Source organism: Paenibacillus xylanexedens (genome assembly GCF_001908275.1).
Classification (GTDB): domain Bacteria; phylum Bacillota; class Bacilli; order Paenibacillales; family Paenibacillaceae; genus Paenibacillus; species Paenibacillus xylanexedens_A.
This window is the reverse complement of record NZ_CP018620.1, coordinates 4,476,065-4,489,477: the sequence shown is the minus strand read 5'-3', so window position 1 is coordinate 4,489,477 and position 13,413 is coordinate 4,476,065. Positions and strand designations below refer to the sequence as shown.

Below are 13,413 nucleotides of genomic sequence, written 5' to 3'. Positions count from 1 at the left end.
GCTTTCTTTATATGATTGAGTTATCGGTTCCTAACACTTTAAATTAACTTTTTCTCTATATCAAAAAGCTTAGAAATGCGGGGAAATAGACGAAAGGCATTGCCATAAGCGATCGCTTTCGCGTTTTCTTCGCTGATCTGCTGTGCTTCATGGAATACCGACTCCCGTTGTATCCGAAGGACGCTGTCCGCTGGCCAAGGTATGTCCGCTCCGAACAGAATCCGATCAGGTGCAATCAACTTTTGGATCGTGCCGAGATTCAACGTGGAATCATAATAAAGGTGGTCCAGTTTGGCTATTTCAGCTTGAAATTGTTCCGGTGTTGTTTCAACCTGAATCGAATCTTGCCCGATGGCGGCAAGCGCAATTCTCCATTTAATATACGGCACCATGCCCCCTGTATGGGGAAGAATGAACGTAATGGATGGATATTGGTCGAAAATGCGATGAACAGCCATCGTAGTGACAGCACGCGTCGTATCAAAGGTGCCCTCAAGCAGTGCAGGACTGAGCCCAGCGATTTTTTGCGGTATAAGGATGGGATGCAGAAACACAACAGCACTGCGTCGATCCAATTCGGTTAACAATTCGGTGTAATCCGGATGGCTTAAATATTTCCCCTGATAACTTGTCAGCATTGCAACACCATCCATCCCGAGAACATCAAGTGCATACAATGTTTCTTCCATGGCTGCTGCGGGATCCGGGAGTGGAAGCGTTGCAAACGCACCATACCGCTCAGGATGAAGTTGAGCATACGATGCGAGCTCTTCATTCATTTTACGTGCCAATGCGTTGGCGGAAGATTGGTCGATGAACGTCAGGTCTGACGGAGCTGAAAGGAATGAAAACGAGATGTCACATACATCCATTTTTTGCATCCCGATCTCGGGCGTCCACTTTGGCATAAAACTTGGAATCTCCATTCCCAGCTCCCGCTGCTTTCGTTGCATTTCTTTAGAGATGATATGGTGGTGAACATCAATGACAGGATTAAACATGCGTGATCAGCTCCTTCTATTTATTTTCAAGCCATTGGTTTAACTGGTTTTGCTTTTCCGTCAATATTTTCTCTACGCCTGCATTCTTTAGTTTGTCGAGATAAGCACCCAGTTCTGACGGGTCAAAAGTTCCTGTCTGAAAGCCTGCATCATACTGGTTTTGGACGTTGGCTACCGAGGTAATTTGTGTTTTGACCGGATTGATGTCGAAGCTGAAGCCCATCGCCCTTGATTTTACGGCACTCTCGTTTTCGCCCCTCAAGTGCTCCCACATGTCAGGATCATTCCCTTCCCATATATAGGACAGAAAATTGTTCCCCACGGCATATTGGTTTGAATCGTATCCTGTTGCAGTAACACCTTCCGGCTTGCCGATCAGGTCATTATCCCGCTTAACATAATGCTTGCCCTCAATTCCGTTGGTAAACAGATTAATGACTGCTTCGTCCGAGTAAAACAGTTCCAATACTTGAATCGCCTTATCCGGCTGCTCACTGTTCCTTGCCAAAGACATCATGTTGGAAGCTACGCTATTACGCGTCATATACGAGTCCTCAAGGGGGACGCATACAAGTTCAGTCCCAGCCGCAAGTGATTCCGAGTAACACTCATTGATATTCCGGATATACGAGAAGGCTTTGCCTGCCTTGATCAGATTGGAGCCCGTTTCCTGTGACGTTGCGACGTCTTTGCTAAAATAACCTTTTTGATACCAATCACGCATCAGGTCAGTCATTGTGGAGAACCGCGATGTCGCAAAAAGGTTCTGCACGGTGAAGTCCTCCCCGCCAAAATCCAGTACGCCAGGTGCTGTTCCCAATGGATCAAAATTCAGCATGGCTTGTCCGGGTGTTTCCTGCGAGGTATAGCTGACAATCGGCGTGACACCTGGCTCATTGTCCTTGATACGCTGCAATACAGCAGAGATATCATTCCAGGTTTTTATGGCGCTAAGGTCAATATCATGCTTATCGGCAAGCTCTTTGTCCATCACAAAACTGGGAGAAAGTGCCCAAGCTTTAATGCTGGGAACGCTATATGTTTCACCATTCATCTTCCCGGCTTCTGCGGCTTCCTCCGGAACAGCCTCCAGTATCTTTTTACCAAATTCATTCAACGATTCGTCCATGGGCAGTAACTGTCCCCTGCCGATTTGGGATTCAAGGCCTAACCAAACGCTGGTATACACCAGATCCAGTTTCTCGCTGCCCGCCAGCATCAAGTTCATTTGATTGGCATAGTTCGATCCATTAACAGGCAAGAGCTTCACGGTGGCGCCTACCTTTTCCGCTGTAATATCACTGATGGCTTCCTGAATTTCCTTAACATCCGTTACATCCCCAAAAGCCGGATACGTCATGACCACTTCATACATGTCTGTTGCTGAAGCTTTCCCAGGTTCTGCTCCCTCCTTACTGTCTGGATTTCCGCATGCCGTCAACAATAGAGGGGCCGCACAAATTAAGGACATTACCCTCAAGAAACCCGCAGGCAATCTTTTTCTGAACATCTTCATTCACTCCCCATGTTTGCTTTTGGATGAGACATCTTGGATACGAAGCATGACTAACCTTTTACGGCACCAATGGTCAATCCCTTGACGAAGAACTTCTGGAAAAACGGATACGCTGCGATCAGTGGCAACACGCCGATTACGGCAATAGCCATTCTCACACTGCCGAGAGGTACGGATGAGACAACAGCCGTCTGGCCAGACAAACTGTTTTGCTGCAAGTACTGGACATCAGACAACATTCGATTAAGCAGGTTTTGAATGCTGTAGAGGCTTCCATCATTGATGAAGATCAGACCGTTAAACCAATCGTTCCAATATGAGATCATGAGCATCAGACCAATGGTTGCCAGGCTTGGGAGAGCAAGCGGGAGAACGATTTTGCAATAAATAACCCATTCGTTGGCTCCATCCACATAGGCCGATTCCACGACTTCGCCGGGAATGGATGTGGAAAAGAAACTGCGCATCAACAAAATGTAGAACCCATTGGTCAGTAAATTCGGGATGATTAGCGACCAGATGGTATCTTTCAAATGGAAGAGGTCCGTATAAACCAGGTACATTGGCACCAGCCCCCCATTGAAAAGCAGGGTGAAAAATACGAAGAATGACAGGAACGAACGAAATGGAAGCACATTTCTGGATAGCGGATAAGCGACCAGGGTTGTGATCAACAATCCAAATATCGTGCCCACGACCGTGATGAACGTCGTAATTCCATACGACCGCAGAATCAACGAATATTGATTAAACAGATACACATAAGCATCGAAGCTGAATTGAGCCGGTAACAAACGATAACCATCCCTGATAATGGCTTGTTCCTCGGTTAGGGAAGCGGATAACAGAAGTACAAACGGAAACACTGCAGCGATTCCCATCATGATGAGCACGAGGTGAACAGCCATTTGATATATCCTATTTGAATACATGTTGTCCTCCCCCTTAGCTAAAACAGCGCCAAATCCCGGTTTTTGCGACGAACGATCGCATTTGTCGTCAATACTAACAGAAAACCGACAATGGACTGATAAAGTCCGGCAGCGGATGACATTCCGAAATCCCCAAAAGTCATCAATCCACGATAAACGTATGTGTCAATGACATCCGTAGTCGTTTGCAGTGCACCCGAATTCAGCGGAACCTGATAGAACAATCCGAAATCGGAATTGAAGATACGTCCCACTGCAAGAAGCACCATAATGACCATCGTGGGTTTAAGCAGAGGAAGGGTAATGCTCCAGACTTGCCTCCACTTGGATGCTCCGTCCAGCGTAGCGGATTCATAATATTCTTGGCTGATGCCTACAATTGAGGCCAGATAAACAATGCATGTATAACCGACGTTTTTCCACAGATATACGACACTTAATATAAAGGGCCATTTACCGGAATCCGCATACCACGACACGGGGTCAATCCCCAGCAAAGGAAGCACGTAATGATTGACGAATCCGTTTTCCTCGTTGAGCAATGCCAGAACCAAGTAAGCGACAATGACCATCGAGATCAGATAGGGCAGCAAAATGATGCTTTGGTACAGTCGGGAGGCAAATCGCTTTTTTACCTCGTTCAACAATACGGCCACAGCTATGGAGAGCACTGTTCCAAGCACGATAAATGCGCCGTTGTAGAGTAACGTGTTACGGGTAATCACCCAAGCATCCTGTGTTTGGAACAGATAGGCGAAATTATCGAAGCCTACCCAGTCACTTCCCCAGATTCCTTTTGCAAAATTGATATCTTTGAACGCAATCACAATGCCGAACATGGGCAAGTAATTGTTGATGAACAGATAGATGATGCCTGGCAAAATCATGACCAATAACAGCCCATGCTTTCTGATATTTTGGATGCGGTTTTCATGGAAACCTCGACGCATGTCTCTCTCCCCCTGTTCTTAACAATGATGTTTGGTTTGTGTAACTCCTCCAACATCCCTCCTATTCTATGAATGTCAGTTTATATGACTTAAAATTGTTCTTATATGAATAATACGATGTAAGGAAGCCTCAGTCATTGGTGTGATTCACTAAAAAAAATGATTTCATTTGGATTATTACACCAAAAGAAAAGCATATCTAAACTTATGTGTAATGTTTTATGACATAAACTGCATTAAGCAACGTTCTATACGTCATGTGATCAGCCTTTTCATGCCAAAAAGCAACGCACCTGAAAAAGGATGCGCTGCATCATGTATATTAAAGATTGTTACGAATGGATGGCTGCCATCTGTCTGCTGTTCGGAAACATTCGACCACCAACAAGCACACCACCCGAAAATACAGCTTCGCGTGAAGGTGCTGCAGCCAACGCATGCATCGCATTTATGGCATTTACCAACGAGAAAGTGCCTCGTTCACCCACTTTTGGAGTTAATGGCGCATTGGATATAAGCTTGTACGTTTCTAACAGCCAGAAGTCTTCCACCCAACCGGATGCTTCAGCGAGACGTGACCCACGAGAGAGCATATCGCCATTTCCGAATGGGCTCCACGAATCCAAAATGTTATCGGAACCGATATGCACGGATACTCCCGTTTCCATCAACAGTTTGATGGGGGGCATGGGCCTGTCAATGGGCACACTCGTCATGATGGCTACGCCGGTCGCACACAACCTTTCTGCGAGTGAGCGCACCTCTGTTTCCCCAACCTGGCCCAAACAATAGGCATGGCTTACCGCGGTACGGCCGGACATACCGGCTTGTTCTGTCAGTTCGGCGAAGCGGCTGATCGTGTATATTCCGAGATGACTCGGGTCATGCAGATGCAAGTCGATGCCCGCAGAGAATTCTGTCGCAAGTTCAAACATGGCTTCCAGACTGGCATCGACCCGGCGGTCCAGTCCGGCCGGATCCACACCACCAACATAGTTGGCTCCAGCACGAAGCGCTTGCCGCATGACGGAAACGGAGTCGGATCGAAGCAGGCCTTGCTGGGGAAACGCCACAATTTCCATATCGATGCGTCCCTGGTACATCTCACGCACTTCCAAGACTTCCTCAAGATGAGAGAGGCCAATTTGCGGATCCACGTCAACGTGTGTCCGGATTGTCGTTGTACCTTGGGCAAGCATTAAATCCAACATTCGTTTCGCACGTTCTCCCGCCCCGGTCGGTAGTTCTCCCAACATGTTTTTCTCAAATTCCAACTGGCCGGGCAGTGTGACAAACGGCTGCAAAGACTTCCACGGCTCACCAATAAAATGCTTGTCCAGATGGGTATGCATATCTGCCATTGGCGGTACATAGTGGAGTCCATCCGCATCAATGACGGTTGTCGCCCTACCGGCAATATTTACAGATGTGAGATCCGCATCCGTTCCGGCAGTCTCAATGCTGACAATAAGTCCAGTTGCTTGATCAATCGTTAGATCAAACATGTTTTCCGACCATTTGACATTTTTTACGAGTGTTAACCCTTTCTCCATAACTCCATCCCCTTACTTCATAATTAGATTGTTTCGATATCTTCCGACAACCACGGTAATTCCAAAGGTTTTGAGTCAGTACAAGCTACCTGTAAACCCGATTTCCAAACCGTGCGGGCCTCCGGTTTATTAAGCAGAACTTCCCTTTCCGACCGCTCTCGGAACAATACCATATCAGCCGGAGCGCCGACCCTAACGCCATAATTATCAATGCCTAACGCCTGTGCCGCGTTATGCGTCAGCATATTGGTCAAGATGAGCGCATCCCGTTTGCCGCCCATATACGAAGTAATCGCCAATAGCCAGGCAGCCTCAATTGGGTCTGCTTTGCCAAACGGCGTGAATGGGTTGCGCACATTATTGACGCCAATTGCCACATTCACTCCACAGTCCTGCAGTAGTTTCACGGGAGTCAGACCTCTATGATGTCCTTCGGAGCCTTCCCTTCCATTCAAAAAGAGGTCCGTCATCGGCAGCGTAATGACGCTGATTCCGGCAAGACACAGAAGCTCTCCGATAACCAAAGCTTCGTGTTCAGGGAGGGAACCGAGCGAGGTTACATGTCCGGCGGCTAAATGCCCCTGCATTCCTGCAGCAATTGTCCTTTTTGCAATTTCCACAACGGCACGGTCGTTGGAATCGACCGAGAAATCCGCGTGAAAATCCAGCGGTTTTCCGTACTTCCCTGCCAGACCAAATGCAAAATCCAAGTGCTCCCCCAGGTCTGCATCCTGATAAGTGATTCCTCCAATCACATCGGCTCCTATACGAATGGCTTCTTCCATCAGCTCAGCAGTCCCCGGACTCTTAAACACCCCTTCTTGTGGAAAGGCAACTACCTGTAAATCCAGTTGATGTTTTAAGGATTGTTTGAGACGAAGAGCAGATTCGGCAGCTCTGAGTCCAAGAACCGGATCAACCTCTGCATGGCAACGCATATGGGTTACACCATTCCTGACGGCTTCTCGAATGACAACCAGCGAGCGACGATACATGTCCTCCCTCGTGAACGAACTTTTCAGTTTGGATGTTATCCGAATTGCGTCCTGGAGAGACTCCGCCTCCCGATCCATGGAATCCAGCAAATATGCTTTTTCCAAATGAATATGCGGCTCGACGAATCCGGGCAGCAATAAGCCTCCTTTGCCCTGCACTACACGAGACGCTTCGGTTTTCCTTTCCCCGCATGGCGTGACAAATGCAATCTTGCCAGAGGATATCCCGACATCCATTCGCCTTTCAGCCCCGGAAATCACCGTATCTGTGATAAGTAGATCAATCATTACATCCTCCGTTCATGTACGCTTTTATTACACACAAGAAACACTTTAAGCATAATTCACTCCTTATGAGAAATCATTGGATGAAAAAGATAAAAATAATTAGCAATCTTGGATGATCAAACCAAATATATTTACTCCACATGATCGTAGTGTTATATTACTTAACAATAAAATAACTTGTTCCAGAAAGGGATGGGTCGATGTGCTGCTGACAGATTTGCTGAAAAACGGCATTTACGATGATGCCAGAGTGATTACGGGGCATAAGGGTCTAATACGTGAGGTTCAAACGGTCAACATTATGGACTGTCCGGATATTATTCGCTTTCTAAGGCCAAACGAGCTCTTGCTGACCAACGGCTTTTTCATGAAGCAGCAGCCAGAGATGTTTATTCATCTAATCAGAGACATGCAGCGGCTTCATTGCTCGGGGTTGGCCATCAAAACCAAGCGCTTTGAACTACCGATCCCTGATGAAATACTTTGGGAAGCGGATCAGAACGAATTTCCCATCATCGAAATTTCCGATGTCCGTCTATCCCTAGGCGAAATTTTGCAGCGATCGACCAGTGTAATTCTGAACAACAAGAGCGACGAACTGCAATATGCACTCAGCATCCACAAAAAATTCTCCGAGATGATCATGCGCGGCAAAGGAATTTCCAGCATTATCGATTCCTTGTCCAAACTGTTCTCATCCCCAGTCGTTCTGTTAAACTACAAATGGCAAACTATCTCTGCTTCCAGCCAGGGTACAAATGTTGCTGAACTCACTGCAGCCGCTGTAAATACACTTCAAGACTTGTCCGATATTTCTAGTCCCACTTCGCTGTGCCTCATCAACACATCAGTCCGAGAGCGTTGCTGCATGCTGGTATATCCAGTAAAAACTTACCGCCACGAAGGCTATTTGTTATCCTTTCATTCACCGGATCAATGGACTGGCCTTTTTGGTCTGACGCTTGAGCAGGCCTCCAACGTCATTGGAATGGAGCTGACCAAATCACAGGCTGTCAAAGAGCGCTCCCGCAGGCACAAAAACGAATTTTTTTCCGATCTGATTGAGGGATATATCACTTCTGAGCAGGAGGCGCTGAACCGCGGCAAGAGATGTGGGCTTATCAAGGGGCGTTCAAGCGTCGTGCTGACCATGCGTAATGACGAGGTGCATCACATGCATCAAAGATTTCCTAATTACGAAGGTTCGGTGCCTCCGAAAGGAGATAATGTCACGGAGCAAGAGGAGCAATACGAGCACATCAAACGTGTTTTTGGTGGGTTAGATCATTCCTTCGTCATGTTTACCAAACATGATACCTACTGTCTTCTGTTATCTATCCCTGAGTCGGGGTGGGATGAGGCGAAAATCACCGAGCAGCTGTCAGGAATGCTTAAAGAGCTGCATCATGAGACTGGACTGAGCCTGTCTATCGGCATTGGCAAACCTGCAACAAATGTACTCGGCGTTCGTCATTCTTATACAGAAGCGGTTAATGCATTGCAATTCGGCTACTGGCTAAAACGAAAGCAATTTGTCCAATCTTACCAAGCCAAGGACATCGGATATTTATTCCACATGCTTCCCCACAACGAACTGAAACAATTTTACGACGCGACCTTAAACGGACTGCTGCACATTGCAGACGAACATGAAAAAAAAGAGTTGCTGCGCACCTTGAACGCTTTTTATGATACACAATGCCAGCTTGTCGAAACATCCAAGCAACTTTTCGTTCATCGAAATACGGTGGTGTATCGACTGGAAAAGTGTGAAAAACTCCTGGGTGTGAAACTCAAAGATCCAACTGAAAGCTTACGAATCCGCATAGCGATAGCCATCGAACCTCTGCTACTTTAATAAAACTTGTCCTTGGCTTGAGACCAGCTTAAAACAAAAAAAGCCGCTATAATAGCGACTTGAATAGAACAATGTTCCCGTACCACGACACTTCTTTAATGGGATATCTATGAGATACGCCATCATGGAATAATTTTAATTATTTTGTTAATATCCATTTTTGTCGATCAAGTGATGGATTCAGTTCATTTAGAAAGAGTTCGGTCCCATCTTCCGATACTTCTAATGCTTTTTGATGATGAGCTGAAGTAATATGAACTGATCCGTCTTTGTTCTGGTGAAGGACCCAACGCTGGTTATTGTACCCTAAGTAATGATATAGCTGAAGTTTGTTTTGCCCTATATCCAGATCAAGCGTCTGCCCGGCCGTAGTACGAATCGAATACGAACCTGCTTTGTCGCCTGTCGGAACAAATACCCACTTTTGGACGGAAGCTGCACTTGCATCTTGCAAGGTAACCGGCTCCCCGTTGACAAGGTTCACGGTATAAATGGATTTCTGTGTTGCGGCATTTACAAGGCTGGACTTGGTGAGGTTTGCAGGTTCGCCATTGCTCACATTAACGTTCTGGTAAGATGCGGAGCCGCCAAATACATGGAGTCCAAAGTGGCCTTCTGCAAAAGTACCATCCATGATATCTATGACTTTTTGACTGTCCACATGAACGACAATATGCGGACCATTCGCTTCTATTTTCACCTTATACGTTTGACCTGGCTGAATGAAAGTGGGTACTTTTGCAAGAACCTGCCGTTCTTCAAATCCTCCATTGATTTTGTAGAACAGACGGATTGCCTTCATGTTAGGGTCTAGATTCAGATAATAACCACTGCGACCATCTTCGCTAGCCCTGAACAAAATAGAACCTGCCCCTCCTGTTTCACCAAGCATCATGTCTGCTTCATACGTAAAATTCCCAGCCTTCTCTTTGGCAATATAATTCGCATCGCTAAAATATTTACCACGGATCCCATGTTCACTAACTAACCATGAAGCAGCAGACAGATCTTTAGTCCATCCACTCAGATTTGTCTGGAACTCGCCACCTGAGACTTTAACGAGCACACTAGTGGAAGTTTTACCATTCGGAGTAGATACGGTGACTGTGGACTCCCCTTCTTTTTTTGCCTTAATAACTGCGTGTGAGTTGTCTACCAAGTCTATGGCTATTACGTCGTTATTACTGGAATTCCACTTAAGCGGTTGAACGCCTAAACCTGGTCCATACTCGACCATCGCCTGCAGTGTATCCGACTCGCCTACCCCCAGTTCCCGAACGCTCGTATCCATCTTTATTTGAGCTTTTGAAGGAATGTCCTCATTCCAGACAGATTGAAGTTGATGCACTTTCAAGGAAACAACGTTCACATTCCCACCTTTCACGTAAAAACTCATCGCTCTACTAGCAGGATCCGGAAATATTACATCTGAAAAGACGACTTTGCCGTTGTTACCAAAGGCTTCAACAGAAGATTCATCCACAAGAATACGCATCTTGATCCGATTATTCTCCATTTGCGCAGGCGCTTCATGTTTCTTACTGAAAAGGTTAGAAAAATCCGTTTCACCGGATGCAGTTCGGTCCACAAACATATGACTATCACTTGCCTTATAACCCACGACCGTCTTCTGATCTGCACCCTCACGAATGTTAAAGCCAAACTCGGTCACTGTGCTGGCTTCAGGGATTTCAATTTCAACTTCAATTTCGTAAGCACCTGAAATAATACCTTTTAACAGATTCCCTGAAGAAGGACTAACCGACTTGTTGGAAGCAGAATACAAAGGTTTACGCAGTGATTCCAATTCTTTGATTGGACTTTGCACCATCCGAATTCCATCTTTGGTTGTTACCAATGATACTTCTCTCGGAATGGTTAGTTCACCTTTCCAATTGGACGTTGGGAAAGCGAACGGATAGTCCCAATTCGTCATCCACGCCATCATCACTGTGCGATGATCAGGCATATTAGCGAAAGACATCGAAGCGTAAAATTCTTTACCAAAATCTGTTCTTAACACCTTACCTGCCGGATTATCGTTCACGAATTTACCATCAGCTGTTAAATGACCGATAAAATACTCGGCATCTGATCCTCCTGTTTTGGGATTCGCTCCTGTACTGATCATCATAACCCACTTCTTCTGTGACGTTCCGTCTACCGGAAGCTGGAACAAATCAGGGCATTCCCATACGCCTCCGCGGACGTAATCCCCATATCCCCAATTATCTGTCAATGTCCAGTCAAGTAAATTCGTTGACGTGTAGAAACGAATATGATCTCCTCCGGACACAACCATAACCCAGCGGTTATTCTCATCATCACGGATTACTTTCGGATCGCGGAAATCCCAATTCCCAGCTTCATTTCCGCTCTTACCTGGGTTCTCGATCACAATCGGGCGTTCCTTCGAATACTCCCAAGTACGACCTTGGTCTTTACTGTAAGCCAGACCTATACGCTGGTTCCCATTTGGGCTATCCGGATTAAAGGAAGTATAGTATGCAATAAGACCCTTGCCTCCTGAATCTCCGAATAAACCAGATGCATTTGTCATATCCGCAACAGCCGACCCAGACCAGACATGTCCGTGATCATTCCAGGGAAGTGCAATCGGAAGCCGTTTCCAGTTCAGCATATCTTTACTTACCGCATGCGCCCATGTTCCTCCATCCTGATGGAAGAGATGATATTCTCCTTCGAAGTAGACAAGTCCATTCGGATCACTCGCTGAACCGCGTATTGGAGTGTAGTGATATTGTGGACGATATATCTCATTGTAATATTGGCTCAGTTCCGTCACATAAGTATCCTGGAAGTAAGCCGTCCCCTTTTTGACGACGATTCCGGTACTTCCACTCCTGTAGCTTGAATCTTTCACGTCAATCGCGGCCGTAGTGTATCCGTCCAGGAAGACCTGAATTCGATCTCCCTTTGCCTTGATTTCCACATGATGTTTGGCTCCCATCTGACTCGGATAAGTACGTTGCGAACTTGCAATTACGGTTCCTTTTATATTCGTCAAACTTACACGGACCTGATCTGCTTCCTTCGTAAGAGTAGCTTCATATCCTTCGGTTCCATCGGTTGAAGATCGAAATGCGAGAGCTGCAATAGAATCGGAATGAAGGGTGATATTCCCTTCATAGACCATATCAGCCGCCTCTTTAGTATAGATTTGCTGTACTTTGATCTCCTGTTCTACCATCCCTCTTTTGCCGTTGATATCAGGCTGCCATTTTCCCTTGGTAGCAAGCAATGTACCCAAATTACCTTTCAGATCGCTCACTACGATGTTCGAAAATAAGGCGGATCCATCCCATACATGAAGTCCAAGCTTTCCGCTTTGATACGAAATGTCTTGAACATCAATTAATGGTTTATATTGATTGCCCCAGTATACTTTTAGCGAGGAACCCACTGCCTTCACTTTGAGATGATAGATTTGCCCCATTTCAACAGAAACTTTACGCTCCTCCTTTAATCTCCCATCTCCATTTCTTGCATCTCTTAACCGAATCAGACCTGCGTCCGGAACGATTTGCAGCATGTACGAGCTAAAGCCATCTTCATTAGAACGAAACAACAATGTGGCGTCTGCCTTCGTATCCCTGATCATGACATCAGCTTCATAGATAAAATCGTCTGACACCGTCTCTGAGATGGCCATTACATTTTCTTTAGGCTGTGATGTCAGCAAGATTCCTTCTGAAGTATCCTCTAATCCACCTTTTCCTTTCACTTGCCAGCCTATCAGATTGGTGTTTGATTTGGATGCGCTTTCAAAAATATCGAGCTCCTTCTTTGCCTGTTTATTTGTTTCCTGATCAGCGAGCACAGCACTAGCCGCAATTGATTTAGATGTAAAAATACCGTTTGAAGTCAGAGCTAATCCCGTTGCCATCAGAAGACATATTGCATATTTAGATTTATCTTTCATTCCATACCCTCTTTTCTAATAGAATCGTAAAAGGTGTCTAAAAAATACATTCCTTCTTAACAAAATAATCCACTCATTTTCATTTGTCAAAGTTTTTTTGGATAAATGAACATTGTTTTATATATTAATATCTATTTAAGTTTACATTTGCACAATTTATGGCTGATTAATTGAAAATAACAACTTTTATTTAAGTTAATCTAATCATTACTTTATTTTTTAAAAACAAAATGATTACAAATGTAAATTAAAGATGGCTGTTGAAAAGCGCTTATTCGGCAGTCAGTGCATCTCCTTGATTTTGAATTCAAATGTTGCAATTAGTTGGGCACGTACAATCAAAAGGTTGCATCTAAACTTCTCTTTACTTGTTCGAA

General features: G+C 45.4%; 8 protein-coding genes. 1 reads left to right on the top strand and 7 read right to left on the bottom strand.

The annotated features are described in order from the left end of the window. Positions 1–38: 38 nt before the first annotated feature. The 6 genes from BS614_RS19810 to BS614_RS19785 all read right to left on the bottom strand — a co-directional run bounded on the left by BS614_RS19810 (position 39) and on the right by BS614_RS19785 (position 7,235). Positions 39–1,001: an amidohydrolase family protein gene (locus BS614_RS19810; protein ID WP_036615371.1), complete on the bottom strand. Its 963-nt coding sequence runs from the start codon at positions 999–1,001 to the stop codon at positions 39–41. A 16-nt stretch (positions 1,002–1,017) separates the two neighbouring features. Further along, positions 1,018–2,511, bottom strand: a complete 1,494-nt coding sequence (locus BS614_RS19805) for an ABC transporter substrate-binding protein (protein WP_074095260.1) — start codon at positions 2,509–2,511, stop codon at positions 1,018–1,020. Between the two features lie 56 nt (positions 2,512–2,567). Continuing rightward, positions 2,568–3,449, bottom strand: a complete 882-nt coding sequence (locus tag BS614_RS19800; RefSeq protein ID WP_074095259.1) for a carbohydrate ABC transporter permease — start codon at positions 3,447–3,449, stop codon at positions 2,568–2,570. Between the two features lie 17 nt (positions 3,450–3,466). Further along, a complete protein-coding gene (locus BS614_RS19795) occupies positions 3,467–4,399 on the bottom strand; it encodes an ABC transporter permease (protein ID WP_074095258.1) in 933 nt (310 codons plus the stop codon). A gap of 332 nt (positions 4,400–4,731) precedes the next feature. Beyond that, positions 4,732–5,952 carry an amidohydrolase family protein gene (locus BS614_RS19790; protein ID WP_074095257.1) on the bottom strand — a complete coding sequence of 407 codons (1,221 nt, stop codon included), beginning with the start codon at positions 5,950–5,952 and terminating at the stop codon, positions 4,732–4,734. Between the two features lie 23 nt (positions 5,953–5,975). Further along, positions 5,976–7,235, bottom strand: coding sequence for an amidohydrolase family protein (locus BS614_RS19785; RefSeq protein ID WP_084174625.1), 1,260 nt, complete (start codon positions 7,233–7,235; stop codon positions 5,976–5,978). 202 nt (positions 7,236–7,437) lie between these two features. On the opposite strand from BS614_RS19785, the gene BS614_RS19780 reads away from it, so the two are divergent. Continuing rightward, positions 7,438–9,093, top strand: coding sequence for a PucR family transcriptional regulator (locus BS614_RS19780; protein ID WP_074095256.1), 1,656 nt, complete (start codon positions 7,438–7,440; stop codon positions 9,091–9,093). Between the two features lie 139 nt (positions 9,094–9,232). On the opposite strand, the gene BS614_RS19775 is transcribed toward BS614_RS19780, so the two are convergent. Beyond that, positions 9,233–13,036, bottom strand: a complete 3,804-nt coding sequence (locus tag BS614_RS19775; protein ID WP_074095255.1) for a GH32 C-terminal domain-containing protein — start codon at positions 13,034–13,036, stop codon at positions 9,233–9,235. Positions 13,037–13,413: the final 377 nt, after the last annotated feature.

Coding starts and splice junctions, on each gene's coding strand:
- BS614_RS19795 (WP_074095258.1), bottom strand. CDS start 4,399: ATGCGTCGAGGTTTCCATGAAAACCGCATCCAAAATATCAGAAAGCAT.
- BS614_RS19785 (WP_084174625.1), bottom strand. CDS start 7,235: ATGATTGATCTACTTATCACAGATACGGTGATTTCCGGGGCTGAAAGG.
- BS614_RS19790 (WP_074095257.1), bottom strand. CDS start 5,952: ATGGAGAAAGGGTTAACACTCGTAAAAAATGTCAAATGGTCGGAAAAC.
- BS614_RS19775 (WP_074095255.1), bottom strand. CDS start 13,036: ATGAAAGATAAATCTAAATATGCAATATGTCTTCTGATGGCAACGGGA.
- BS614_RS19810 (WP_036615371.1), bottom strand. CDS start 1,001: ATGTTTAATCCTGTCATTGATGTTCACCACCATATCATCTCTAAAGAA.
- BS614_RS19800 (WP_074095259.1), bottom strand. CDS start 3,449: ATGTATTCAAATAGGATATATCAAATGGCTGTTCACCTCGTGCTCATC.
- BS614_RS19805 (WP_074095260.1), bottom strand. CDS start 2,511: ATGTTCAGAAAAAGATTGCCTGCGGGTTTCTTGAGGGTAATGTCCTTA.